Origin of the sequence: Burkholderia sp. ABCPW 11 (genome assembly GCF_001523445.1) — a bacterium.
Taxonomy (GTDB): Bacteria; Pseudomonadota; Gammaproteobacteria; order Burkholderiales; family Burkholderiaceae; genus Burkholderia.
In genome coordinates this window covers 1-26,089 of record NZ_LOVM01000046.1, presented here as the reverse complement: position 1 = coordinate 26,089, position 26,089 = coordinate 1, and the positions used below count along the sequence as shown (strand labels likewise).

The following is a 26,089-nucleotide window of genomic DNA, read 5'->3' as shown; positions in this document are numbered from 1 at the left end:
TTCCTGCCATGACCGCTTCCGCTTCCCGTCCCCTGCTCGGCTGCATCGCCGACGATTTCACCGGCGCGACCGATCTCGCGAACATGCTCGTCAAGAGCGGCATGCGCACCGTGCAAACGATCGGCGTGCCCGCCGACGGCGAGGCTGCCGACACGATCGTCGACGCCGACGCGATCGTCGTCGCGCTGAAATCGCGCACGATTCCCGCCGCCAACGCCGTCGCGCAATCGCTCGCCGCGTACGAATGGTTGCGCGCGCAAGGGTGCCGCCAGTTCTTCTTCAAGTACTGCTCGACGTTCGATTCGACCGACGCGGGCAACATCGGGCCGGTGGCCGACGCGCTGCTCGATGCGGCCGGCGGCGACTTCACGATCGCGTGCCCGGCGTTCCCCGAGAACGGCCGCACGATCTATCGCGGCCACCTGTTCGTCGGCGACGTGCTGCTGAACGAATCGGGGATGGAGCATCATCCGCTCACGCCGATGAAGGATGCGAACCTCGTACGCGTGCTGCAGCAGCAAACGAAGTCGTCGGTCGGCCTGATCCGCTACGACACGATCGCGCTCGGCGCGGCCGCCGTGCGTGCGCGGATCGACCAGTTGCGCGCGGAAGGTGTGCGTTTCGCGATCGCAGACGCGCTGTCGGACCGCGACCTCTACGTCCTCGGCGAAGCGTGCGCGGGCTTGCCGCTCGTTACCGGCGGCTCGGGCATCGCGCTCGGCCTGCCCGCGAATTTCCGCCGCGCGGAGCAACTGCCCGAGCGCGACAACGCGGCGTCGCTGCCGCGCATCGACGGCCTGTCGGCCGTGCTCGCCGGCAGCGCGTCGAAGGCGACCAACGCGCAGGTCGCCGCGTGGCGCGCGACGCGGCCGAGCTTCCGCATCGATCCGCTCGCGGCGTCGCGCGGCGAGCCCGTCGTCGAGCAGGCGCTCGCCTTTGCGCGCACGCACCTGCCGCAACCCGTGCTGATCTATGCAACGGCCACGCCCGACGAAGTGAAGGCCGTGCAGCAGGCGCTCGGCGTCGACGCGGCCGGCCATCTCGTCGAAAGCACGCTCGCGGCGATTGCCCGCGGGCTGCGCGAACTCGGCGTGCGCAAGTTCGTCGTCGCGGGCGGCGAGACGTCCGGCGCGGTCGTGCAGGCGCTCGACGTGAAGTCGCTGCAGATCGGCGCGCAGATCGACCCGGGCGTGCCGGCCACGGCCACCGTCGACGCGCAGCCGCTCGGCCTCGCGCTGAAATCCGGCAACTTCGGCGCGACGGACTTTTTCGACAAGGCGCTGCGCGCGCTGGACGGAGCCGCACGATGAGCGACGAAGCGAAACTGCGCGAAGAGATCTGCGTGGTCGGCGCGAGCCTGTATGCGCGCGGCCATGCGGTCGGCAGCGCCGGCAACATCAGCGCGCGTCTCGCGGACGGCTGGCTGATCACGCCGACCGACGCGTGCCTCGGCCGGCTCGACCCGAACGACATCGCGAAGGTCGGCGCCGACGGCCAGCCCGTATCGGGCGGCAAGCCGTCGAAGACACTCGCGCTGCATCGCGGCATCTACGCGCGCAACGCAGACGCGCATGGCGTCGTCCACACGCATTCGACGCATCTCGTCGCATTGACGCTCGCGGGCGTGTGGCGCGACACCGACGTGCTGCCGCCGATCACGCCGTACTACGTGATGAAGGTCGGCCACATCCCGCTGATCCGTTACCGCCGCCCCGGCGACCCGGCCGTCGCGGCCGAAGTCGCGGCGCTGGCCGACCAGGTGCGCGGCGTGCTGCTCGATCGCCTCGGCCCCGTGATGTGGGGGCCGTCGGTGTCGCACGCGTCGTATGCGCTCGAGGAGCTCGAGGAAACGGCGCGGCTGTGGCTGATGACGCAGCCGAAGCCCGAACCGCTGTCCGACGCCGCGCTCGACGAATTGCGCCAGACCTTCGGCGCGCGCTGGTGACGCACCGCGCACCCGATACCGATTCACCTGCCCGCTGTGTGCGCGGGCCCTTCCGTCAGCACACACATACGAACCGGCAGCCTACGCGCCGCCGGCACACGACGTCCTTGGAGACACGACGATGACTGCTCTCGACGCGGCCGCAAGCCGCTCGCCCGCCGCGGCCGCCCAGTCGGGCGAACTCGACCGCACCTACAGGAAAGTGTTCTGGCGCATCGTGCCGTTCCTGATGCTCTGCTACGTGGTCGCGTATCTCGACCGCGTGAACGTCGGCTTTGCCAAGCTGCAGATGTCGCAGGATCTCGCGTTCAGCGAAACCGTGTTCGGGCTCGGCGCGGGGATTTTCTTCCTCGGCTACTTTCTGTTCGAACTGCCGAGCAACCTGCTGATGCACCGCCTCGGCGCGCGCATCTGGATCGCGCGGATCATGATCACGTGGGGCGTGCTGTCCGCGCTGTTCGCGTTCGTGAAGACGCCGACGCAGTTCTACGTGCTGCGCTTCCTGCTCGGCCTCGCGGAAGCCGGCTTCTATCCGGGCGTGATCCTGTACCTCACGTACTGGTTCCCGTCCCATCGCCGCGCGAAGATCATCGCGGTGTTCATGTCCGCGATTCCGGTGTCGGGCATCTTCGGCAACCCGCTGTCGGGCTGGATCATGGAGCGCTTCCACGGCGGCTCGGGCTTCCACGGCTGGCAATGGATGTTCATGATCGAAGCCGTGCCGGCCGTGCTCGTCGGCATCGCGACGATCCTGTATCTCGACAACGGCATCCGCGGCGCGAAATGGCTCGACGAGCGCGAGAAGCAGCTGCTCGAAGACGAAATCGCCGCGCAGCCGCAGGAACAGCAGAACCACGGCCATTCGCTGAAGGCCGTGTTCTCGGACCCGCGCATGTGGTGGATGTCGCTGATCTACTTCGCGTTCGTCACCGGCCAGTACGGGCTCACGTTCTGGATGCCGACGCTCGTGAAATCGACCGGCATCACCGATACGCTGCAGATCGGCCTGCTGTCGGCGATTCCGTTCGTCGTCGCGATCGTCGTGATGAACCTGTTCGGCCACAGCGCGGACAAGCACCGCGAACGCCGCTGGCACCTGATCGTGCCGGCGCTGATGGGCGCGCTCGGGTTTGCGGTCGCCGCGTCGTACTCGCACAATACGGCCGTGTCGATCGTGTTCCTGTCGCTCGCGGCAGGCGGCGTGCTGACCTGCGCCCCGCTGTTCTGGTCGCTGCCGACCGCGTTCCTCGCAGGCTCCGCGGCCGCGGCCGGGATCGCGATCATCAACTCGGTCGGCAACCTCGCCGGTTTCGCGAGCCCGTACGTGATCGGCTACCTGAAGGATGTCACGCACAGCACGTCGTCCGGCATGTACGTGCTGGCCGCGATGCTCGTGATCGGCGCGATCGCCGTGTGGCTCACGCCCGCGAAACTCGTGAACCGCTGATACGCCGCCGGCCGATTCATCATTCGACGCGGAGCGCACAGCGCTCCGCGCCATTCATTCACAGGACGCTCCGTCATGCCACGCTTCGCCGCCAACCTCTCGATGATGTACACCGAGCATGCGTTTCTCGAACGCTTCGCCGCTGCCGCTCGCGACGGCTTCAAGGCCGTCGAGTACCTGTTCCCGTACGACTTCGCCGCCGAGGACATCCGTGCGCGTCTCGACGCGCACGGCCTCGAACAGGCGCTGTTCAACGCGCCGCCGGGCGACTGGGCCGCGGGCGAACGCGGCATCGCATCGCTGCCGGGCCGCGAGGACGAGTTCCGCCGCGGCATCGACCAGGCGCTCGACTATGCACGCACGATCGGCAACAGGAAGCTGCACGTGATGGCCGGCATGGTGCCGCCGGGCGCCGACCGCGCGCGCCATCGCGACACCTATCTGTCGAACCTGCGGCATGCGGCGCAGGCGGGGGCCGCGCACGGCATCACGATCCTGATCGAGCCGATCAACCCGCGCGACATGCCCGGCTATTTCCTGAATCGCCAGGACGACGCGCAGGCGATCTGCGCGGAAGTCGGCGCGCCGAACCTGAAGGTGCAGTTCGACTGCTATCACTGCCAGATCGTCGAAGGCGATCTCGCGATGAAACTCCAGCGCGATTTCGCGGGCATCGGCCATATCCAGATCGCGGGCGTGCCGGAACGCCAAGAGCCGGACGTCGGCGAACTCAACTACCCGTACCTGTTCGCGCTGATCGACGCGCTCGGCTACGACGGCTGGATCGGCTGCGAATATCGGCCGAAGGCCGGCACGTCCGAAGGCCTCGGCTGGCTCAGGCCGTACCTGTGATTCCCGTATTCCCCAGAGGATGAAGAACATGAAAGTACTGATCACCGGCGGCGCCGGCTTTCTCGGCCAGCGTCTCGCGCGCAAGCTGCTCGAGCGCGGCGAACTGACCGGCCCCGACGGCCGTGTCGAGACAATCGACGAGCTGGTGCTGCTCGACGTCGTCCAGGGCAGCGATTTCGGCGATGCGCGCGTGACGTCGATCGTCGGCGACATCGCCGATCGCGCGGTGCTCGAACGCGGGATCGACACGCGCACGGGCGCGATCTTCCACCTCGCGGCGATCGTCAGCGGGCAAGCCGAAGCCGATTTCGATCTCGGCATGCGGATCAACCTCGACGCATCGCGCACGTTGCTCGAAGTGTGCCGCGCGCGCGGCCACCGGCCGCGCGTCGTGTTCACGAGCTCCGTCGCGGTGTACGGCGGCGCGCTGCCCGACGTCGTGCAGGACGACACCGCGCTGAACCCGCAATCGTCGTACGGCGCCGAGAAGGCCATCGCGGAACTGCTGCTGTGCGACTACGCGCGACGCGGCTTCGTCGACGGCCGAGTGCTGCGGCTGCCGACCATCAGCGTGCGGCCCGGCCGCCCGAACGCGGCCGCGTCGTCGTTCGCGAGCGGCATCATCCGCGAGCCGCTGAACGGCGAGGAAAGCGTGTGCCCGGTGCCCGGCTCGACGCGGCTGTGGCTGCTGTCGCCGCGCGGCGCGATCGACGCGCTCGTCGCCGGTTGCGAGATCGACGCCGCGAAGCTCGGCAACAAGCGCGTGATCAACCTGCCGGGGCTGTCGGTATCTGTCGACGAGATGATCGCGGCGCTGCGCGAAGTCGCGGGCGACGCGGTCGTCAAGCTGATCCGCCATGCGCCCGACGAACGCGTCGAGAAGATCGTCGGCAGCTGGCCGGGTCGCTGGGATACGTCGCGCGCGGAAGCACTCGGGCTGAAGGGCGACACGTCGTTCGCGGACGTGATCCGCAGCCATATCGCCGACGAACGGCACTGATGTGCGCCGGGCCGGGCTGCACCGCCGCGGCCCGGCCGATTTTCCGACGCGCCACGACGCGCGTTGCATCCCGCCCGCCTGCCTGTCCGGACGCGTCACGTCGAACGCGAGCGCCTGCATGACGCGCGCATCGGCGCAGGGACAACATCGCACCACCACGCCATACGATTCGTATCCGTGCGCCCCCCAGCGCACGTGCCTCGCTCTGCCGCGATGCCGACGGTCTCTCGTAGCACGGGTACATATCGGCCCCTAGTTGCCGCTCTGCGCCGGCATGTCGGGTTCGGCCACCCGCGTCGTCGACGCCGCCATGCGCGCCCGTTCCTGCTCGGCGAGCTTCGCTTCCGCGGCCTGGATGTCGGCCGGATACTCGCCTTCGTCGCCCTTCGCCGGGTCGTACCCGGCCGCTTCCAGACGCATCAACTCCTCGCGAACCTGCGCACGCGTCAGCGGCGCGGCCGCTTGCGCGAATGCCGACTGACCGACGAGCGCTCCGATCATCGTCAGTAGTGCGATATATGTTTTCATCATGAACTCCTTCAATGGGACGTAACGATCAACCACGGGACAGGCGTGACCTGCGCATGCAGGCGGGTGGGATCAGCTGCCGAAATAGATCGTGCAGAAGCTCGCGGGGCCGACGCATGCGGCGGCGCCCGGACGCCGCGACATCGCCGCCGGCTTGCCCGCTTCGGACGACATAGCCGGATCGCTGCCGACCGCCGTGCTGGCCTGCCGCTGCGGCATCCGCTCAGCTTGGTTCTGGAACAACGGGCTCACGTCCGGATACGACGTGTCGGTCACGAAGCGCAACCCGCCGTTTTCGGCGTCGATCAATTGCTGCCGGACCTGGGCGCGCGTGAGTGCCTGTGCGGACGCTTGCGTCGCGACACCTGTGGCAGACATCGCCACCATCGTGGCGGCCAACAGCCAGTGCTTGTTCATGTTCCACTCCTTCAGAAGTCAACGAGACGACGTGCTACACCCGTATGACGACGGAGGAGGCATGTTTATTCCCGGCCTGCCGGGCCGCCCTTGCCGGACCTTCATCGAACTGTCATTCGTTCGTCAGCCGGCGTAACCTGACGTAACGCAACGCCCGTCGTGCTTCGGGCAGACTGACCACCACTTCATCCGGACCACCCATCGATCGACCATGTCCGCCGCTTACGACCATGCAGCCGCCCTGCTGCGCACGCTGTACGACCGCCATATCGACAGCGGCGCGGTGCTCGACACGGCCGCATTCCCGGATGCCGAGCGATTCGTGCGCGCGTGGCCCGCGATCCGCGCGGAGGCGCTCGACGTAGCACGCGACATGCCGCGCATCCCGCGCTTTCACGACATCATGCGCGAGCAGTACGACATCTCGGCCAACGACGCGCGCGACTGGCGCATGTTCATCATGCAGGCGTACGGCCAGCCGTTTGCGCGCAACCTGTCGCGCTGCCCGACCGTCGCGTCGCTCGTCGCGACGTCGCCGGACGTGCTGTCCGCGTCGCTGTCGTTCCTCGCGCCCGGCAAGCACATCCCGCCGCATCGCGGGCCGTTCCGCGGTATCCTGCGCGGCTATCTCGTGCTGTCGATGCCCAGGCGCGCGGACGGCACGCCGGCCGCCGTGCTGAAGGTCGACGGCCGCGAATACCGGCTCGACGAAGGCCGCTTCCTGCTGTGGGACGACACGTTCACGCACGAGGTATGGAACGACAGCGACGCCGTGCGGATCGTGCTGCTGCTCGATATCCGGCGGCGCGGGATGCCGCGCTGGCTCACGTGGCTGTCGAATGCGGTGATCGGCGTCGTGCGGCTCGGGATCCGGATCAGGGGACGGTCGATTCCGGTCTAGCAGCCGCGCCGCGCACGGCAGTGCCGTTTCCCCTTTCGGCGCCCGCCGGATCGCCTAAACTACAAGCCATCCCTTCGTGCGGCTCCTGCCAGCTACCGCCATGGCGCACCTCTTCTTCGCCGCATCGATCCAGCGGCATGTCGAAACGCCCGAGCGCGACATCGACGCGCGCACGGTCGGCGAAGCATTCGACACCATTTTCAGCGAGCAACCGCGGCTGCGCGGCTACATCGTCGACGACCAGGGCGCGCTGCGAAAGCACCTGTCGGTGTTCATCGACGGCCAGCCGATCCGCGACCGGCAGCGCCTGTCCGATGCGCTCGGCGACGCCAGCCGCGTGTATGTCGTGCAGGCGCTGACCGGCGGATAAAGGGGCCGACGCACGGGCGCATCCCTCCATACCAAGTGCCGTCGCGCCAAGGCGGACCATCCGGAGACACCGCATATGAACGATCGACTGCTCGTCGCCACCCGCAAGGGCCTGTTCGTCCTGCAACCCGACGGTAACGGCGGCTGGACGCTCGGCGAACCGCATTTCATCGGCGAGCCCGTCAGCATGGCGCTCGCCGACCCGCGCGACGGCACGCTGTATGCGGCGCTCAATCTCGGCCATTTCGGCGTGAAGCTCCACCGGCTGCGCGCGGGCGCCACCGACTGGGAGGAATGTGCGGCCCCGGTTTATCCGCCGCACCCCGCCGACGCGTCGGCCACCCGTACCGACACGCACACGGGCAGCGGCGACGCCGACGACGAGCCCGCGGGGTCGCCGCAGCCGCCGTGGACCCTTCAGCAAATCTGGTCGCTCGAAACCGGCGGCCCAGACGAGCCCGGCGTACTGTGGGCCGGCACGATTCCCGGCGGCCTGTTCCGCTCCGACGACCACGGCGATTCATGGGTACTCAATCGCGCGCTGTGGGATCGCCCCGAACGCGCCGAATGGGGCGGCGGCGGGTACGACGCGCCGGGAATCCATTCGGTGATGGTCGATCCGCGCGACAGCCGACACGTCGCCGTCGGCATCTCGTGCGGCGGCGTCTGGCAGACCGTCGACGGCGGCGCGACGTGGCGTGTGACCGCGGAAGGCATGGAAGCCGACTACATGCCGCCCGAGCGACGCGGCGAGCCGAACATGCAGGATCCGCACCGCGTCGTGCAGTGCGCGGCCAATCCCGACGTGCTGTGGACGCAGCATCACTGCGCGATCTTCCGCTCGACCGACGGCGGCGAACACTGGCGCCGCATCGAAGCGCAACCGTCGAGCTTCGGTTTCGCGGTGGCCGTGCATCCGCATGAACCGGATACCGCGTGGTTCGTGCCGGCCGTGAAGGATGCGTGCCGGATTCCGGTGAACGGCCGGTTCGTCGTCACGCGCACGCGCGACGGCGGCCGCAGTTTCGAGAGCCTGTCGAACGGGTTGCCGGCCGCGCCCGCGTACGACCTCGTGTACCGGCATGGGCTCGCGGTCGACGATTCCGGCACGCGCCTCGCGATGGCGTCGACGACGGGCGGGTTATGGACGTCCGTCGATGGCGGCGACCATTGGCGACAGGTATCGGCGCATTTGCCTCCGGTGTATTGCGTCAGGTTCGGTTAGCGGCGCGAGACGCGCCGGGCGCCATCCGCGCCACCGCATCGCGCGTCCGTGCGATTTCCGCTTCGAGCCAGTCGAGAAACCGCCTGACCTGCGGCTCGCGCTCCCGCCCCGGCCGGCACAGCGCGACGAAGCGCGCACCGTCGAGCCGCACCGCGGGCTCGATCGGCATCAACGCACCGCGCTCCACATGCTCGGCGGCCAGCACCGAGCTGAGCAGCGCGATACCCTGCCCGTGCAGCACGGCCTGCAATGCGTAGTGCTCGTCGTCGTAATGGCGGAACACCGCGCGTTCGAGCCATGCTTGCCGTCCCGCCGCACGACACCACGACGCCCAGTCGACCGACACGGGCAGCGGTGTCTCCCACACGGTCTCGATCAGGTCGAGCGGCTCGTCGGTGCAATCCGCATCGACGCCGACGGCCGCATACGCGCCGAAATACTCGTCGATCAACGCAATCTCGTGCAGCGCGGGAAACTGGCGCGACGTCGCGCGAATCGCGAGATCGATCCGCGCCTCGCGTTCGAGATCGACGAGCGCGTTCCCCGTTTCGACCTTGATGTGCAGATGCGGATCGACACGGCGAAACGCACCGAGCCGGGGAATCAGCCACATCGCCGCAAAGGCCGGCGTGGTGGTCAGCACGAGCGGGCGCTCGTCGGCCGCGTCCGGCCGCACGGCGTCGAGCCCGCGGCTCAATGCCAGCAACGCTTCGTGGCTCGCGCGAAACAGTCGCTCGCCTTCTTCCGTCAGCCGCACGCCGCCTGCGCCGCGCTCGAACAGCAGCACGCCGACGCGGCTCTCCAGCGACTTGATCTGGTGCGACACGGCAGCCGGCGTCACGGACAGCTCGTCCGCGGCGGCCTTGAACGTGCCGAGCCGTGCCGACGATTCGAATACACGCAAAGCGGTCAGGGGGATTTTCGAGAACACGGAGCCTCGCGGATCGAATGCGGCCGGGTTGAATTCGGTTCAATCGGGGTGAGATTAGGTGAATTGAAACGGGCGCGCAACGCGGCTAGCCTTGCGGGACGTTGCGGCATGGCGCCGCCGTCGAACCGGAGGAACCCCGTGCAAGGCCTACCGCGCAGGATCACGCAGGCGGTGCTCTACGAAGCGATCGCCATTTCCTGCATTTCGCCCGCGATCGCGGCGATCTTCAAGCAGGACCTCGTCTATTCGGGCGCATTGTCGGCGACGATGTCGGCGATCGCGATGCTGTGGAACATGATCTTCAACGCGCTGTTCGAACGCTGGGAAGCGTCGCGGCGGCAGCCGACGCGTACGCTCGGGCGGCGGATCCTGCATGCCATCGGATTCGAAGGCGGGCTGATCTTCATCCTCGTGCCGGTCGTGTCGTGGTGGCTCGACATCACGTGGTTCGATGCGTTCGTCGTCGATATCGGGCTGTTCGCGTTCTTCTTCTGCTACGCGTTCGTGTTCCAGTGGGCGTTCGATCGCGTGTTCGACGTGCCGGCGGCGACGAAGGGGTCGTGAACAGGCTCTACGCCTCCGCAGCAATTTTCGGCAACTGCCAGCCGAAGCGCACCGCCGCCATCCGCAGCGCAAAGCACGCGGCGCCGCCGAGCACGGCCGCGACGACGGGCGGGCAACCGAGTCGCCGGCACGACACGACGACGACCGCGCCGAGCAGCGCCGCGCTCGCATAGATATCCGTGACCAGCACGACCGGTATCCGCGCAAGCAGCAGATCGCGCACGACGCCACCCCCGCAGCCGGTCACGGCGCCCATCAACGTCGCAATGAACGGGTGGACGCGGAATTCGAGCGCCTTCACCGCGCCCGCGACCGCGAACAATGCGAGGCCGGCCGCATCGAGCGTCGTCAGCAGCGACGGCGAGAACGACGCGACCCGTGCATGAAACACGAACGCGAACAGTCCCGCGGCGAACGCGAGCGCCGGATAACGCCAGTCGCTCACGGCGCTCGGCGGGCGGGCGCCGATCAACAGGTCGCGAATCACGCCGCCGCCGAGCGCGACGACGAGCGACAGCACCATCACCCCGAACAGATCGAGTCCGGCGCCGATTGCCGCATTGGCGCCTTCGATCGCGAACACCGCCGTGCCCGCGAGATCGGCGGCGAGCACCACTTGCTCGATGCGCTTCATGCGAATGAACGGCCGACGTACCGGATCGTCCGGCTGCAGCCTGCGTCGACCGAAGCGATCGCGCCATTCGGCCGCGTGCCGGCTGCGTACAGCCGCCGGGATGCATCGAGGGGGTTGCGGGTCATTGCCGTCTCCTTGGCGGGGATCGAGCAGTCTAGCGCATCGCCCGCCGGCCGTTGGCGCGAGTACGCAGCACGCTGCGCTCAGCGCACAGCAAAAAGCCGGCGCAAGCAGGTCGCCCTGCTTGCGCCGGCTCGACATTCACGTCAGGCTCCGGGCCGCGGCCGCAAAGCCCGACGCGTCGCGCTCAATGCACGCCGAGGTATGCCTTCACCGCCGGCAGGCCCGGCTTGCCGTCGATCGTCGTCACGCCGGCCAGCCATTTGTCGAGCGATTGCGGATTCGCCTTCAGCCATTCGGCGGCGGCCTTGTTCGGATCCTGCTTGTTCATGATCGGCACCATCACGTGGTTCTCGATCGACGTCGTGAACTGCAGGTTCGACACGAACTTCGCGACGTTCGGGCAGCGCTGCGCGTAGTCGGGCGGCGTGGCCGTCAGCACTTTCGCTTCGCCGTAGTTCGGGCCGAACACGTCGTCGCCGCCGCTCAGGTAGTCGATCTTCATCTGCACGTTCATCGGATGCGGTTCCCAGCCGAGAAACACGATCCACTGCTTGTCGCGAGCCGCGCGGTTCACCTCGACCAGCATCCCGGCCTCGCTCGACTCGACCAGCTTGAACTTGCCGAGGCCGAACTGGTTGCCGTCGATCATCTTCTTGATCAGCGCGTTGCCGTCGTTGCCCGGCTCGATCCCGTAGATCTTGCCGTTGAGCTTGTCCGCGAACTTCTGGATGTCCGCGAACGACTTCAGGCCGCCCTGGTACACGTAGTCGGGCACCGCGAGCGTGTATTTCGCACCGGTCAGATTGGGCGTCGCGAGCACCTTGATCGTGCCGGCTTTCGTGAACGGCTGGATGATCGGGTCCATCGTCGGCGACCAGTAGCCGAGGAACACGTCGATCTGTTTGCTCTTGATCCCCGCGAACGTGATCGGCACCGACGCGATCGTCTTCGTCGGGTTGTAACCGAGCCCCTGCAGCATCGTCGACGCGAGGCCCGTGGTCGCCGCGATGTCGGACCAGCCGACATCGGCGAAGCGCACGTTCTTGCAAACGGGCGGATCGGCCGCATAAACGGCCGACATCGGCGCGGTTATCCCGATCCCGCACACCGCTGCGATCAATAGGCGCTTCATCTTGCTTCTCCTCAAAGTGATGTCGTTTGCTCGAATGCGGGATCGTTTATTGACGCCGCGCGCCGCGATCCCGGCGACGTCGCGGACCGATTGATCGCTCCGTTCAGCGCCCCGGCAGCCGGCGCTCGTAGCTCGGCGCATGGCCGAACTGCGCGCGGTATGCCTTGCTGAAATGACACGGCGAATGAAAGCCGCAGACCGTCGTCACGCGCGCGATCGATGCGTCGGTCGTACGCAGCAGGTCGCGTGCGCGTTTCAGGCGCAACGTCAGGTAATAGTGGGTCGGCGATACGTTCAGGTACACCTTGAACATGCGCTGCAGATGCCGCTGCGACAGCCGCACGAGCCGTGCGAGCTCCTCGAGCGACAGCGGTTCCTCGATGTTCGCCTCCATCAGCCGCACGACCTCGATCAGCTCCGCGCGCGAGAAACCGACCCGCGCATCGACCGGAATCGGCTGCGTATCGGTCGAACTGCGGATGCGCTCCAGGATGAACTGCTCGGATACCTGCGCGGCCAGTTGCTGGCCGAACCGCATGCCGACGAGGTTCAGCATCAGATCGAGCGGCGCGGTGCCGCCGGTGCAGGTCAGCCGGTCGCGATCGACGACGAACAACTCGTCGGCGAACCCGACCTGCGGAAATTCGGAATGCAGCGCGGACAGGTTCTCCCAGTGCACGGTGCAACGATAGCCGTCGAGCAACCCGCTCGCCATCAGCGCGTAGGCGCCGGTGCAGATGCCGCCGAGCGGCAGCCCGCGTGCGGCAAGCGCCGCGAGCGTATCGCGCGCGCGTTCGTCGACCATGTCGCGGATGCGGATGCCGCCGCACACGATCATCACGTCGGGCAGGTCGTCGTAATCGAGCGGCTGCGTGGGCCGCACCGCGATGCCGTTGCTGGCATGCGCGGGCGCGCCGTCGAGCGAGTAGATCGACCACTTGTAGTGTTCCGCCCGTCCGACATAGTTCGCCATCCGAAGCACTTCGACCGCGCTCGAGAACGCGATCATCGAGAAGTTCGGCAGCGTCAGGAAGCCGAAATGGGCGAGGGACGAAACCGGTGAAACGCAGGCAACGGGCGCGACAGCGACGGCGGACGTCACATCGGTCTCCTGGCGAGGAGGTTGCAGGGAGCCAGCCCCGCGGCGCAAGCCGCGGGAGCCGTTATTCGACGAGGGTGAGCGGCCGGAGCGTGCCCGGCCGCCGGGGATCAGGCCTGCGCGGGCTCGGCCTTCACGCGAAAGAGCTGCTTGAGGCCCGAGAACAGCGGCGCTTTCGCGGTGCCCGGCGCGCGGCCGAAGCTCTCGGTGATGCGGTCGAGAATGATCGCGAGCAGCACGACCGACAGACCGCTTTCGAAGCCGAGGCCGATGTCGAGACGCTGGATACTCGCGAGCACGTCGTTGCCGAGGCCGCCCGCGCCGACCATCGACGCGATGATCACCATCGACAGCGCCATCATGATCGTCTGGTTCACGCCCTGCATGATCGACGGCAGCGCGTTCGGGAACTGCACCTTGTACAGCAGTTGCCACGGCGTGCAGCCGAACGCCTGCCCGGCTTCGACGATCTCGCGGTTCACGTGGCGGATGCCGAGGCTCGTGAGACGCACCGCGGGCGGCATCGCGAAGATCACCGTCGACAGGATCCCCGGCACGCGGCCCAGACCGAACAGCATCGCGGCCGGAATCAGGTAGACGAAGGCGGGCATCGTCTGCATCAGGTCGAGGATCGGGCGCACGATCGCGGCGACCCACTTGCTCTTCGCGGCCCAGATGCCGAGCGGGATGCCGAGTACGAGGCTGATGATCGTCGACGACAGCGTGAGGCCGAGCGTGATGACCGTCTGATCCCAGAAGCCGGTCGCGAAGATCAGCAGCAGCGACGCGGTGGTGAACAGCGCGAAGCGCCAGCCCACCCGCCACAGCCCGACGCCGATGAAGATCGCCATCATCAGCCACATCGGGATCGCCTGCAGGCCATGCTCGACGAATGCCGCGAGCCCCTCGATCGCTCGACCGATCGCGTCGAACGTCTTCGCGTCGTGGTCGAGCAGGTAGTGAACGGACTGGTCGACCCAGGTACCGAGCGGAATCATTTCAGACATGGGAACCTCGCGAACGCGTGATGGCCTTCAGGATGAGCGCGCGATCGACCGAGCCGCAGTAGCAGCCGTCGTCGTCGACGACGGGCAGTGCATTCGGGCTCGCGACCACGCGCGCGACGACGTGTTCGAGCGACGCATCGCGCCGGATGCTTTCGATCGGCCGCACGGACGGCGTGTCCTGACCGATCGCATCGCGCGTGACGAAGCCGCGGATCTTGCGTTGCGCATCGAGCACGAACGCGTATTCGGCGCTGCCGTTCAGCGACGCGGCGACGTTCGCGGCATCGCACTTCGACATGGTAGGCACGGCGCCCGTCTGCATCAGGTCGCCGGCGGTGAGGTAGCGGCTGGTGTCGATGCCGTCGAAGAACGCGCGCACGTAATCGTCGGCCGGGTTCGCGATGATGTCCTGCGGCGTGCCGACCTGCACGAGGCGGCCGCCTTCCATGATCGCGATGCGGTTGCCGATGCGCAGCGCCTCCTCCAGATCGTGCGACACGAACATGATCGTGCGGCGCTGGTCCTTCTGCAGTTGCAGCAGCACGTCTTGCATTTCGCGGCGCTTGAGCGGATCGAGCGCGGAGAACGCCTCGTCCATGATCATCAGCGACGGGTTCACGGCCAGCGCGCGGGCAAGGCCGACGCGCTGCTGCATGCCGCCCGACAGCTCGGACGGCAGCTTGTGCGAAAACGGCGCCAGGCCGACCTGCTCGAGCACTTCCATCGCACGGCGCTCGCGCTCCTTCTTGCCCATGCCCGCGACTTCCAGCCCGAACGCGGCATTCGACACCACGGTGCGATGCGGCATCAGCGCGAACGACTGGAACACCATGCTCATGTCCTTGCGGCGCAGCGCGGTCAGCGCCGAGCGGCGCGCCGACGCGACGTCGAGCCCGTCGATCAGCACCTTGCCGGCGCTCGGATCGACCAGCCGGTTCACGAGGCGGATCAGCGTGGACTTGCCGGAACCGGACAGGCCCATCAGCACGAAAATTTCGCCTTCCTGCACATCGAAGGAGACGTTGTGCACGCCGACGACCTGACCGGTGCGCTTGAGCACATCGTCCTTCGTCGCGCCGGCGGCGAGCATGTCGAGCGCCTGCTGCGGATTGCTTCCAAACACCTTGCACAGACCTTCGACCACAACCTTGGGGGCATCCATCGAAACCTTCTCCTCGTGTAACGGGGACTCGCGCTTGTCATAGCGTGCCTACATAGTTGCCAGAAAAAACCCCGGCCTGCCGACGAATTACGACAAACGCTTGCGCAAATACGACACGGCCGCCAGCCCCGTCCGGCGGGCCGCGCCGCCCTTTGCGGCGGCGCAATACGCGCTCGGCCTGCTGCGACGGGCATCGCCCTTCGGACTTGTGCGCAGCAGCGCGGCGAACGGCACATGGGATTTTGCGCCAGGCCGCATTCGGCACGCGTCGCTTTCCGACAAGTTGACGTCCGTTCCGGCGCGCATCTACTCAGACGAAAACGCGCATCGCATTCGTCAATAAAAAGCATGACCGTGCAAAAAGCCGTATGGCGACACCGAACGGCGCACGCCGCGATACCGCGCCAACCGCGGAAATCCGGGCAGGCACGCTGTGATACATTCGCCGCAAACACGCCGATCGCGACGTTGCCGCGGGCCTTTCGCACGAAGGCGCCAGCCGCATGGCGCGCGCATGCCGGTTCGCCTGCCGGCCGTGCTGAAACCGCCTCGATCCGGTGCGATCCCGATCGAAGGACGATAACGATAGTGAGAGGGAGCAAGGCGTTGAACTGGGCATTCGCCGTAATCGGTTTCGTCGTGGGCGGCATCGCCGCCCTGATCGGGGATTTCCCGGCCGCGAGCGGCGCGCTGCTCGGGGCCGCCGCCGGGTTCTGGGTCGGGCACGCGCTGCGGCAACGCAAGCTGCAGAGCCGGCGCGCCGTGCCCGACGCATGGGCCAGCTCCGCGCCGCCTCCCACCCCGTTACCGCTCGCCGATCGCGTCGCGCGCCTCGAAGCCACCGTCGACATGCTCACGCGCGAACTCGACGCGCTGCGCGCTCAACTGGCGGGCGCGAAGGCCGGGACGGCGACATCCGGTGGCATCGCGCCAACGGCTGCGGCCGACGCCGCCTCCGCGCCGCTGCCGACGCACTTCCCGACACCGCCCGCGCCACGACCTGCCGCCGCACGCGTAGGCACGCCGGCATCCCCTTCGACGCTGGCGCCCACTACACCGCCCGCACCGGCCACCGCGGCACGCGCCGCGGCTGCGTCCGTTCAAGCCGACACCACCGCCAGCGCACCTGCCACTCCGTCCGAACCGCCCGCGCCGCGCGAACCCGGCATCGCCGAACGCGCGTTCGGCGCCGCGCGCGACTGGCTGCTCGGCGGCAACACGGTCGTGCGTGTCGGGATCGTCGTGCTGTTCTTCGGCGTCGCGTTCCTGCTCAAGTACGCGGCCGACAACGACATGCTGCCGATCGAATTCCGTCTCGCGGGCACGGCGCTCGCGGCGGCCGCGCTGCTCGCGATCGGCTGGCGCGTGCGTGCGCGCCGCGCCGCATACGGCCTCGTGCTGCAAGGCGGCGGCGTCGGCATCCTGTACCTGACGATCTTCGCCGCGACCAGGCTCGATGCGTTGCTGCCCGTCGGCGCCGCGTTCCCGTTGATGATCGCGGTCTGCGCGCTGAGCGCATTCCTCGCGGTGCGGCAGAACGCGCTGCCGCTCGCGTTCATGGGCAGTGCGGGCGGCTTCCTCGCACCGATCCTGCTGTCGACCGGCCAGGGCAACCACGTCGCGCTGTTCGGCTACTACGCACTGCTGAACGCGGGCATCTTCGCGATCGCGTGGTTCAAGGCCTGGCGCCCGCTGAACCTGCTCGGCTTCGTGTTCACGTTCACGATCGGCTCCGCGTGGGGCGTGACGGCCTATCGCCCCGCGCTGTTCGCGAGTACCGAGCCGTTCCTCGTCCTGTTCTTCCTGATGTATGTCGGCATCGCGCTGCTGTATGCGGTGAAACGCGAACTCGCGCTGCGACACTATGTGGACGGCACGCTCGTGTTCGGCACGCCGATCGTCGCGACCGCGCTGCAGGCGTCGCTCGTGAAAGGCATGCCGTTCGGGCTTGCATGGAGCGCGGTCGCGCTGTCGGCGTTCTACGTCGCGGTGGCCGCATGGCTCGCGCGGCGCCGCGATCGCCTCGGTCTGCTGTTCGAATCGATGCTCGCGCTCGCGGTCATCTTCGCGACGCTCGCGGTGCCGTTCGCGTTCTCGGGGCCGACAACCAGCGCCGCGTGGGCCATCGAAGGCGCAGCCGTCGTGTGGCTCGGCGTGCGCCAGAAACGCCTGCTGCCGTTCGGCTTCGGGCTGCTGATGCAGGTCGCCGCGGCCGGCGCGTTCTTCACGAGCCTGCTTGGCCCGGCCGACACGGCCGCGCTGCCGGTGCTCAACAGCCCGTATATCGCGATGCTGCTGATCGCGCTCGCCGGCCTGTTCACCGGCTGGTGGCTGCACGGGCGCGGCGAAGCGCGCGCATGGCATGCATGGATGCCCGAGATCGGCGTCGCGGCCGCCGCGTGGGGGCTGCTGTGGTGGGTCAGCGGCGGGCTGCACGAGATCCTCGTCCATGCGAGCCGACACGTCGACCTGCATGCCGAGCGCTTCGTCGTCGATACGACCGCGCTGTTCGCGGCCGGCACCGCATGGCTCGCGCACGCCGCGCGCCGCCGGCTCGCGTGGCCGCTCGCCGAATGGCCCGCGCTCGCGCTCGCACCGGTGCTGGCGCTGCTCGCGCTGCGTGCGTTCGATGCGCACGAAGCGCCGCTGTCGGGCATGGGCGCGTTCGCGTGGCCTGTGGCCATCGGCGCGGGATTTGCGCTGCTGTGGCGCCAGTCGCGCGGCACGACCGACGCCGCCGACGCGCGGGGTGTGACGCCCTCCGTTGCAGCACGCATGCTCGCGCCGCTGCATACGCTGACGTTCTGGACCCTGGGCGGGCTGCTGGCGCTCGAAGGGTTCTGGCGCCTGCGCGCGTTCGTCCCGGAAGGCGCATGGAGCTGGAGCGCATGGGCGTACGGCTTCGGCGCGCTACTCCTGGTCGTGTCGGGCCCGGGCTCGCGCCTGCGCTGGCCCGTCGCGGCATTCCCGCGCGCCTATCAGGTGTGGGGGGCCGCGCCGCTCGCCGCGCTGCTGTGGCTGTGGAGCCTCGCCAGCACGGTGAGCGACGGCGACGCAGCGCCGCTCTTCTGGCTGCCGCTGCTCAATCCGCTCGACGTCGCGCAGGGTCTCGTCTTCGTCGCGTTCGCCGCGTGGCTGCGTCGCCTGAAAGCGCTCGGCATCGCGTGGCATCCGCGCGTCGTCGGCTATCTGGCGATCGCGACCGTGTTCCTGTGGTTCAACGTGCTGATGCTGCGCACGCTGCATCACTGGGCCGGCGTGCCGTACGCATTCGGCGCGATGGCCGAATCGACGCTCGTGCAGGCGTCGGTGTCCGTGTACTGGACGGTCTGCGCGCTCGCCATCACGATCTGGGCCACGCGCCGCGGGCTGCGGCCGCTGTGGTTCGTCGGCGCCGCGCTGCTCGCGCTCACGGTCGTCAAGCTGTTCCTGTTCGACCTGTCGCACGTCACCGGCATCGAGCGCATCGTGTCGTTCATCGGCATCGGCGTGCTGCTGCTGTTGATCGGCTATTTCTCGCCGCTGCCGCCGAAGGCCGCCGCGCAACAAGGCGGCCGGCCATGAAACGACGCGCCGCCCTGCTCGGGCTGAGCCTGCTCGCGTCGTTCGCGGCGGCCGACGGCGCACCGAACGCCGGACGCGCGATGCAGCGCTTCGCGCTCGACCTCGACGGCAGCGCCGCGTATTACCAGCTCACCGTGCCTCAGCCCGTGTATGCGGCGAGCCGGCGCGACGATCTCGGCGATGTGCGCATCTTCAACGGCGCGGGCGAGCCGGTGCCGTACTCGCTCGACGCACCCGCCGCGGCTGCGGCCGCCGTGCCGCCGTCCCGCACGCCGGTGCATTGGTTCCCGCTGCCACCCGCGCGCGCCGAGAACGGCAACGCGCCGCCCGGCGTGACGGTCGGCCCGGACGGCGCGCTGCGCGCGGCCATCGCGACGCCTTCGCGCACCCGGCACGGCGCGGACCTCGTCGACCTGTCGCATGCCGACGGCAGCATCGACGCGCTGCTCGTACACGTGGGCGACGACAGCTACCAGGGGCGTGTGTCCGTCGAAGCCAGCGACGACCTGCGCACCTGGCGGCCGCTCGGCAGCACGCAGTTGCTGAAGGTCGGCCGCGGCAACGACATGCTGGTGCAGGAGCGCATCGCGCTCGACGGCGCGGCGCCGCGCTACCTTCGGCTGGACTGGCCCGACGGCGCGCCGTCGATCGCGTCGGTCGACGTCGAGACGCATCCGCGCGACGCGCGCGGCGTCGACACGGCGTCCGTGCCGCGCCAGTGGCGCGACGCCGTGCGGATACGCGCCGGCGCTGCGCCGGGCGAGTATCTGTTCGACACCGACGGCGCGTATCCGGTCGACCGCGTGCGCATCGACCTGCCGCAGCCGAACACCGTCGCGCGCGCGACGCTGCAAAGCCGCGCCGATGCGCGGGCGCCGTGGCGCGACGTCGCGGCCGCCGTGCTGTTCCGGCTGCAGGGCAAGGGCGGCGAGCAACTCAATCCGCCGCTCGAGTTCGTCGCGAACACGGATCGCGCATGGCGAATCGTCGTCGACATGCGCAACGGCGGGCTCGGCGGCGGCCAGCCGGCCGTCGCGCTCGGCTGGCATCCGGCCGCGCTGACCTTCGTCGCGCGCGGCACGCCGCCGTTTACGCTCGGCGTCGGCGACGCGTCGCTCGCATCGTCGGCCGTGAGCCGCGACGCACTGCTGGTCGGCATGGTGCCGGAAGTGCGGCCCGCCCGCAGTGCGGCCCGCCCGCGTCGGCGCGGCGCTGCCGTCGGCGGTCGTGCCGGCGGCAGCCGCCGATGCGGATGCCGGGCGCCGCTACGTGCTGTGGGGCGCGCTGATCGTCGCGGTCGGCGTGCTCGGCGCGATCGCATGGCGCCTCGCGAAAGGCGGCGGCGAGACGCACAGCCGCGACGAGTAAATCCCGGGGTAACGCGGCTGGCGGACGGAACGAATATCGATCGCGCCGATGCCGCGTGCACGTCACGGCAAGCGCATCGAAGCATCGATCGTTGCCCGCGCAAGCAACGCGTCGTGCGATGAAGTCGCGTGATGATGGGCCTGTCCGGCGCGCTCGCCGTTGACACGTGCCGCCCCGCGCTCCAGACTCGCCGCTCCGTCACCCCCGCGAGTGCCCATGATCACCTGCTTCCTTCGCTACGTCGTCGATCCGTACAAACTCGTCGAATTCGAAACCTACGGCAAGATGTGGATTCCGCTCGTCGAGCAGTTCGGCGGCACGCATCACGGCTACTTCCTGCCGTCCGAAGGCGCGAGCAACATCGCGCTCGCGATGTTCTCGTTCCCGAGCCTCGCCGACTACGAGCGCTACCGCGAACGCTCGAAGGACGATCCCGCCTGCCAGGCCGCGTTCCGCTACGCGGAGCAAACGCGGTGCATCGTCAGCTACGAACGCAGCTTCTTCCGGCCGGTGTTCGAGTAACGGGCCGCGCCCCTACGCATCGCGCCCCGTTTTCCGGCCGAGGACGAAAAAAAGCCCCGCCAGCATCCGCGCGGCGGGGCCAACCCATGTCAGTAGAGACATCATGGAGGAGACGAGCCCATCTTATCGACCGTGGCGCACCGTCCCAACCAAGCATTTCTGCTATCGATCTGCGGGGCCGCGCACACGCTTGCCGTCGCCGCGCGGCATATCGATAGAACGAAAAGTCGTTTTCAGAGTGGCGACCGGGTCGTTACCATCTGGTTTTAAGCCTGTGCTTAGCCGGGCAAGCCATTCCCGAGGAGCGCCCCTTGACTGCATTCGATCAACACCGCCGCCCGTTCGTCGTCGGCATCGGCGGGACCACCCGAGCCGCGTCGTCCACCGAACGCGCGCTGTCGTTCGCACTGCGCGGCGCGCAAGCCGCCGGCGCGCGCACGCGCCTGTTCGACGGCCCGTTCCTGCATACGCTGCCGCACTACGCGCCCGAACATAAAACGCTGACCGACGCGCAGCGCGAGCTGATCGACGCCGTGCGCCAGGCCGACGCGATCATCATCGCCACGCCCGGCTATCACGGCGGCGTGTCCGGTCTCGTGAAGAACGCGCTCGACACGCTCGAGGAGCTGCGCGCGGACGATCGCCCGTATCTCGACGGCCGTGCGGTCGGCCTGATCGTCACCGCGTACGGCTGGCAGGCGGCCGGCACCGTACTGACGTCGCTGCGCTCGATCGTCCATGCGCTGCGCGGCTGGCCGACGCCGTTCGGCGCCACCGTCAACACGCTCGAAACCCGCTTCGAAAGCGCCGATAGCTGCTCGGATCCGAAGGTCGTCGCACAACTCGAGACGGTCGGTGCGCAAGCCGCCGAATTCGCGCTCGCGTTCGCGTCGCATCGTGCGGCCTCGCATGCGGCATCGGTCGATGCGCTCGCTCCCGTGCTGAAAGTCGCCAACCAGTAACTTCCGCATTCCGCCGCGCGCCTTCGGTCGACAGGATTCGACGGGGTCGCGCGGCGCGTCTTCCGACGCGCGGCGATGTGCCGGGCGTGTCGCCGCCCCTGCCGAAAGCCCTCTTCCCGCGCACCGCCCCGATAACGATTCAGCCCCCCGCGTAATTTGCATTGGCCGAAAGATTGGTTCACGCAGGCGGCCCGTTTTCGTACGCTGAAAGTCCGAACTTTTTTGCGCGCCACCCCATGAACCGTACGATCCGCTACAAGGGCTACGAAGTCGCTCCCGCTGCCGCCCGGTTGCCGAACGGGCTGTTCGCCGCCAACCTGACGATCGAACGCGCGAGCGGCGGGCCGTCGCCGCGCTCCGTGTCGTTCGACGCAATCGATTTCTTCTTCGAGGAAGAACACGCCCTCGCCTACGCGTCACGCTGGGGCCGCCTCTGGGTCGACACGAACGCGTGACCGCGACGCGCGCGGGGCCGGCGTGCCCATGGCCACTCGAAAATACGCGATGACGGAAGCTGTGCAAGAATCTTTCGATCCGTAATCGCATAACAATAGCCATGACCGACACGCTGCACGAAGAGCATGCAGCCGCAGATCACGCGATGCGCAACTGGACCTTCGAGAGGCAAGGCCCGGTCCGAATCGGTTCCGATGCGCACAAGCAGATGTTCTGTCGGATGCTGCTCGACACACACAACCCGTACAAGCCGGCCGTGATCGACTGGCCGGCGCTCCAGCCGGCCGAACTCAGGCGGCTCACGTCGCTGCCGATCTGGGACATCGCGGTGCAAACCGAAGGCCGCGCGTCGATCCGCGTGGCGACCTACGCCGCGACGGTCGACGATCCGCTGCTGCGCCGCGCGCTCGAGATGGACGGCGGCGAGGAAGCCCGCCACAAGGTCGTGCTGTCGAAGCTCGTCGAGGCGTACGGCATCGCGCTCGCGCCGGAGCCGGCCTACCCGGCGCCGAAGCATGCCGAATGGGCATGGATGGTCACGGGCTTCAGCGAGTGCATCGACAGCTTCTTCGCGTTCGGCCTGTTCCGTTCCGCGCAGCGCTCCGGCTATTTCCCGCCCGAGCTCGTCGAAACCTTCGAACCGGTGATCCAGGAAGAAGGCCGCCACATCCTGTTCTTCGTGAACTGGTTCGCGTGGCACTGGCGCAACCTGCCGTGGTGGCGCCGGCCGTGGTTCTTCGTACGTGTCGCGGCCGTATGGGCGCACCTGATCCGCGAACGCATCGGCATTGCGCGCGGCATTGACGCCGATGGCGTCGCGCACGACGCGAACTTCCCGGCAACGAGCACCGCCGACATCGGCGATGCGCTGAATCCGCGCGAACTGATCGAGTTGTGTCTCGCGGAGAACGACCGGCGAATGGCCGGTTACGACGAGCGCCTGCTGCGCCCGATGTTCGTGCCGCGGATGGCGCGGTTCGCGCTGCGGTTCATGAAGAAGTAAAGTCGGGCGCTTGCCGCCGGTCATGCGGCAAGCGCCTGATTCAGTCCACGCCCCGGGACCGAATGTGGCGTGTCCGACACATTCAATCCATCCCTATTTTTCTTCGACACGCCAGCACGCACACGGCATGGGCGGCAAATTGCCGCGCCCGGATCTGACATTTCAGGCGGCGCCGACCCGACGCTGACCCGCGATATCTGACGTCCTGTCACCATCACGCGAAACGCCTGCCGCGAGCGCGCCAACTCGACTCCGGCATGTGCGCCTATTCCGCCTTAACGCCGACTTTGATGCAATCGTCAATAGGACAAATCCGATAAATTGACGCGAATTGTTTCGCCTCTGCGCTCCGTAGCACTTTTTTACAACTTCCACCGACCGTGCGGCCCGGAATGCCCGCCGCGCGGGCCACTGCGCCGGCCGGGATGCGCATATCGGCATAATTCAATTCCCTCCGAGTCGGATAAATTCAATTATCAGATAACTACAAAATACAAACTCAAATCCTGTCAAAACCAAAATATTAACAAGTTAATTAAATGCCTGCAGCATTATATCCCGGCACATCGACTTACATTACAAACATGAAAGACTTCGGCGCCCCGCAAACGTTCGCTATTTCATTTGTCTTACTTTTTGAGCGGTCCGGTGTGTGACCTACCGTACAAAATCCAATTAAGCCATTGATTTAAAAGGTAAATTTTTTGACGGGGCAGCCGCCTACGTCCCCTACATCGAACGTTCGACCATCTTTCAAATTCATTCATACAAGACGCATCAAAACACGATGCATTAACCATTCTTTAACTTTAAAAACACCTCATTTATCACTGTTTGTCAATCTTTAAAATCCACCTCCAATAAACTCCGCCCATCAATTTTTGAGATTCGCGCGAGCGCACGGAGTAATCCTCTAACGAAAGAGACCGGTGTGTTGCGTGCACATTTGGAGGTAGCAGGACATGAACCGCACATACCGCTCGATCTGGAACGAAGCCCTTGGCGCCTGGGTCGCGGCATCGGAAAACGATTCGGCCCGGGGCAAGCCGAACAAGTCGGCCGTGGTGGTCGCCGCCGTCGCAGCTCTGGCGATCGGCCTGCCCGGGCTGGCCGAAGCCAATACGCTCAACACACAGCAAACCTGCTTCACGGGAAGCAACGGCGCGGTCGGCCGCGTCAACCCGGGCGGCACGCAAAACCAGGCCGGCGACGGCTCCGGAACGTACTCGGTCGTGGCTGGCTGTAACTCCAACGGCAACGGCTGGACGGGCGTCACGGTATATGGGTCGTTCGCGCAGGCGACCGGCAACGGCGCCGTCGCCACCGGCATGCAGTCGTCGGCTGGACTCTGGGGCGTCGCGGCCGGCCTCGAAACGACCGCCAGCGGCGCCGGTGCGACCGCACTCGGCTTCGGCTCGACTGCAAATGCGCTGAACTCCGTCGCGATCGGCGGCGCGGGCGGCAACGGAACGACGCCGCTGTCGCAAGCAAACTCGACCATCGCTTCGGGCGCGGGCGCAGTCGCCATCGGCAGCAACGCGACGAAGGGCGCGCAGTCCGCCGCGTCGGACGGTATCGCGATCGGCGGGCAGTCGTCCGTCGCGTCGACCGCCACGTCGGGTATTGCTGTTGGCCGTGGTGCGACCGTCAACGGTGCGTACGGCATCGCGCAAGGCGATGGCGCGACGGCAAGCGGCGTCTCGTCGGTCGCCCTGGGTCAATCGGCAACCGCCGGTTCGAATACGGGCACGGGTGGCGGCATCGCGATCGGCAACAGCGCGAACGCAGGCACCGCTTTCTCCGGCACCACGATCGCAATCGGGAACGGCGCAACCGCGACGTCGCCGTCGGGGTCCGGCGATTCGCTGGCACTCGGCACCAGTGCGGCGGCCACGGGCCAAGACTCGACGGCGATCGGCGCCCAAACTGCCGCCAACGGCATGAACTCGATCGCCATCGGCAACAATGGCACGCTCGCCACCGGCACGGGCGCGCAAGTCATCGGCGTCGGCTCCACGGCCAGCGGCACGAACGCGACGACGTTCGGCACAGGCTCAACGGCGACTGGTACCGGTGCGCTTGCGCTCGGCGCAGGCAGCAACGCGAAGTATGCGTCCAGCGTCGCGCTCGGCGCGGGAAGCGTCACCGGGACGGCTGCGCCGACCGGAACGGGCTATCTGACGGGCAGCGCCGCGCCGCTGTCGGAAGTGTCGGTCGGCAGCGCGAGCGCGCTGCGCCGCATCACGAATGTCGCCGACGGCTCGGCTCCGCAGGACGCCGTCACCGTCGCGCAGCTCAGCACCGGCATGAGCACGACCACGAGCGCGATCGGCAGCCTGTCGACTTCGGCGTCGACGGGTCTCTCGTCGGCCAACAGCTCGATCTCGTCGCTGTCGACTTCGACTTCGACGGGTATCAATTCGCTGTCCACCGGCCTCAGCTCGGCTAACAGCTCCGTCACGTCGCTTTCGTCTTCCACGTCGACGGGCCTCTCGTCGGCCAACAGTTCGATCGCGTCGCTGTCCACGTCGACCTCGAGCGGCATCAACTCGCTGTCTACCGGCCTGAGCTCGGCTAACAGCTCCGTCACGTCGCTTTCGTCTTCCACATCGACGGGCCTCTCGTCGGCCAACAGCTCGATCACGTCCCTGTCCACGTCGACCTCGAGCGGCATCAACTCGCTGTCTACCGGTCTGAGCTCGGCTAACAGCTCCGTCACGTCGCTTTCGACCTCGACTTCGACGGGTCTGTCCACGGCCAACAGCTCCATCACCTCGCTCTCGACTTCGACCTCGACTGGTCTCTCCACGGCCAACAGCTCGATCACGTCGCTCTCGACCTCGACCTCGACTGGCCTGTCCACGGCCAACAGCTCGAT

General features: G+C 67.6%; 23 protein-coding genes and 2 pseudogenes. 16 read left to right on the top strand and 9 right to left on the bottom strand.

Going from position 1 to position 26,089, the window contains the following annotated elements; all coding sequences use genetic code 11:
* The first annotated feature begins 8 nt into the window (after positions 1-8).
* The 5 genes from otnK (at position 9) to denD (ending at position 5,244) form a co-directional block, all read left to right on the top strand.
* Positions 9-1,310, top strand: coding sequence for a 3-oxo-tetronate kinase (gene otnK, locus WS61_RS18400; protein WP_059502176.1), 1,302 nt, complete (start codon positions 9-11; stop codon positions 1,308-1,310).
* Complete coding sequence (locus WS61_RS18395) at positions 1,307-1,945, top strand: aldolase (RefSeq protein WP_059502174.1); 639 nt, start codon at positions 1,307-1,309, stop codon at positions 1,943-1,945. The genes otnK and WS61_RS18395 overlap by 4 nt, the downstream gene beginning before the upstream one ends.
* Before the next feature lie 121 nt (positions 1,946-2,066).
* Entirely contained in the window at positions 2,067-3,392 is a 1,326-nt protein-coding gene (locus WS61_RS18390) for an MFS transporter (RefSeq protein WP_059502172.1), read from the top strand.
* 75 nt (positions 3,393-3,467) lie between these two features.
* Complete coding sequence (gene otnI / locus WS61_RS18385) at positions 3,468-4,244, top strand: 2-oxo-tetronate isomerase (RefSeq protein WP_059502168.1); 777 nt, start codon at positions 3,468-3,470, stop codon at positions 4,242-4,244.
* 28 nt (positions 4,245-4,272) lie between these two features.
* Positions 4,273-5,244, top strand: coding sequence for a D-erythronate dehydrogenase (gene denD, locus WS61_RS18380; RefSeq protein WP_059502745.1), 972 nt, complete (start codon positions 4,273-4,275; stop codon positions 5,242-5,244).
* A gap of 252 nt (positions 5,245-5,496) precedes the next feature.
* Here the strand turns inward: denD and WS61_RS18375 are convergent, their stop codons facing one another.
* Positions 5,497-5,772: a DUF4148 domain-containing protein gene (locus tag WS61_RS18375; RefSeq protein ID WP_059502743.1), complete on the bottom strand. Its 276-nt coding sequence runs from the start codon at positions 5,770-5,772 to the stop codon at positions 5,497-5,499.
* Between the two features lie 72 nt (positions 5,773-5,844).
* Positions 5,845-6,189, bottom strand: a complete 345-nt coding sequence (locus WS61_RS18370; RefSeq protein ID WP_059502166.1) for a DUF4148 domain-containing protein — start codon at positions 6,187-6,189, stop codon at positions 5,845-5,847.
* Between the two features lie 211 nt (positions 6,190-6,400).
* On the opposite strand from WS61_RS18370, the gene WS61_RS18365 reads away from it, so the two are divergent.
* The 3 genes from WS61_RS18365 to WS61_RS18355 all read left to right on the top strand — a co-directional run bounded on the left by WS61_RS18365 (position 6,401) and on the right by WS61_RS18355 (position 8,684).
* Positions 6,401-7,090 (top strand): aspartyl/asparaginyl beta-hydroxylase domain-containing protein, encoded by a 690-nt coding sequence (locus WS61_RS18365; RefSeq protein ID WP_059502164.1) that lies wholly within the window; start codon positions 6,401-6,403, stop codon positions 7,088-7,090.
* A gap of 100 nt (positions 7,091-7,190) precedes the next feature.
* The gene (locus WS61_RS18360; RefSeq protein ID WP_059502162.1) at positions 7,191-7,460 is read left to right on the top strand and encodes a MoaD/ThiS family protein; all 270 of its coding nucleotides are present in this window, start codon (positions 7,191-7,193) and stop codon (positions 7,458-7,460) included.
* A 75-nt stretch (positions 7,461-7,535) separates the two neighbouring features.
* On the top strand, positions 7,536-8,684 hold the full coding sequence (locus WS61_RS18355; RefSeq protein WP_059502160.1) for a hypothetical protein: 1,149 nt from the start codon (positions 7,536-7,538) through the stop codon (positions 8,682-8,684).
* Here WS61_RS18355 and WS61_RS18350 read toward each other — a convergent pair.
* Positions 8,671-9,615, bottom strand: coding sequence for a LysR substrate-binding domain-containing protein (locus WS61_RS18350; protein WP_059502158.1), 945 nt, complete (start codon positions 9,613-9,615; stop codon positions 8,671-8,673). The two genes, WS61_RS18355 and WS61_RS18350, sit on opposite strands and share 14 nt — an antisense overlap.
* Before the next feature lie 138 nt (positions 9,616-9,753).
* On the opposite strand from WS61_RS18350, the gene WS61_RS18345 reads away from it, so the two are divergent.
* The gene (locus WS61_RS18345) at positions 9,754-10,179 is read left to right on the top strand and encodes a PACE efflux transporter (RefSeq protein WP_059502741.1); all 426 of its coding nucleotides are present in this window, start codon (positions 9,754-9,756) and stop codon (positions 10,177-10,179) included.
* Between the two features lie 7 nt (positions 10,180-10,186).
* Here the strand turns inward: WS61_RS18345 and WS61_RS18340 are convergent, their stop codons facing one another.
* The 6 genes and pseudogenes from WS61_RS18340 to WS61_RS18320 form a co-directional block, all read right to left on the bottom strand.
* Positions 10,187-10,813 (bottom strand): trimeric intracellular cation channel family protein, encoded by a 627-nt coding sequence (locus WS61_RS18340; RefSeq protein ID WP_059502157.1) that lies wholly within the window; start codon positions 10,811-10,813, stop codon positions 10,187-10,189.
* Positions 10,810-10,938 (bottom strand): hypothetical protein, encoded by a 129-nt coding sequence (locus WS61_RS35700; protein WP_257127290.1) that lies wholly within the window; start codon positions 10,936-10,938, stop codon positions 10,810-10,812. The genes WS61_RS18340 and WS61_RS35700 overlap by 4 nt, the downstream gene beginning before the upstream one ends.
* A gap of 182 nt (positions 10,939-11,120) precedes the next feature.
* Positions 11,121-12,068 carry a choline ABC transporter substrate-binding protein gene (locus tag WS61_RS18335; protein WP_059502155.1) on the bottom strand — a complete coding sequence of 316 codons (948 nt, stop codon included), beginning with the start codon at positions 12,066-12,068 and terminating at the stop codon, positions 11,121-11,123.
* Positions 12,069-12,171: 103 nt separating this feature from the next.
* Positions 12,172-13,170 (bottom strand): GlxA family transcriptional regulator, encoded by a 999-nt coding sequence (locus WS61_RS18330; protein WP_059502153.1) that lies wholly within the window; start codon positions 13,168-13,170, stop codon positions 12,172-12,174.
* Positions 13,171-13,277: 107 nt separating this feature from the next.
* On the bottom strand, positions 13,278-14,174 hold the full coding sequence (gene choW, locus WS61_RS18325; RefSeq protein WP_059502151.1) for a choline ABC transporter permease subunit: 897 nt from the start codon (positions 14,172-14,174) through the stop codon (positions 13,278-13,280).
* A pseudogene (locus WS61_RS18320) lies at positions 14,167-15,890 on the bottom strand (glycine betaine/L-proline ABC transporter ATP-binding protein). The gene choW and the pseudogene WS61_RS18320 overlap by 8 nt, the downstream one beginning before the upstream one ends.
* 52 nt (positions 15,891-15,942) lie before the next feature.
* Between WS61_RS18320 and WS61_RS18310 the strand changes: the two are divergent.
* The 7 genes and pseudogenes from WS61_RS18310 to WS61_RS34935 form a co-directional block, all read left to right on the top strand.
* The gene (locus tag WS61_RS18310; RefSeq protein WP_059502147.1) at positions 15,943-18,900 is read left to right on the top strand and encodes a DUF2339 domain-containing protein; all 2,958 of its coding nucleotides are present in this window, start codon (positions 15,943-15,945) and stop codon (positions 18,898-18,900) included.
* A pseudogene (locus tag WS61_RS18305) lies at positions 18,897-20,268 on the top strand (DUF3999 domain-containing protein). Before WS61_RS18310 ends, WS61_RS18305 begins: the two are co-directional and overlap by 4 nt.
* Before the next feature lie 216 nt (positions 20,269-20,484).
* Positions 20,485-20,790: an NIPSNAP family protein gene (locus WS61_RS18300; protein ID WP_059502145.1), complete on the top strand. Its 306-nt coding sequence runs from the start codon at positions 20,485-20,487 to the stop codon at positions 20,788-20,790.
* 311 nt (positions 20,791-21,101) lie between these two features.
* Positions 21,102-21,752 (top strand): NADPH-dependent FMN reductase, encoded by a 651-nt coding sequence (locus WS61_RS18295; protein WP_059502143.1) that lies wholly within the window; start codon positions 21,102-21,104, stop codon positions 21,750-21,752.
* A gap of 236 nt (positions 21,753-21,988) precedes the next feature.
* The gene (locus tag WS61_RS18290; protein WP_006480563.1) at positions 21,989-22,207 is read left to right on the top strand and encodes a hypothetical protein; all 219 of its coding nucleotides are present in this window, start codon (positions 21,989-21,991) and stop codon (positions 22,205-22,207) included.
* 101 nt (positions 22,208-22,308) lie between these two features.
* Complete coding sequence (locus WS61_RS18285) at positions 22,309-23,211, top strand: hypothetical protein (protein ID WP_059502140.1); 903 nt, start codon at positions 22,309-22,311, stop codon at positions 23,209-23,211.
* A gap of 962 nt (positions 23,212-24,173) precedes the next feature.
* Positions 24,174-26,089: ESPR-type extended signal peptide-containing protein (locus tag WS61_RS34935; protein WP_257127289.1), on the top strand; the 1,916-nt coding region annotated here is incomplete at its 3' end.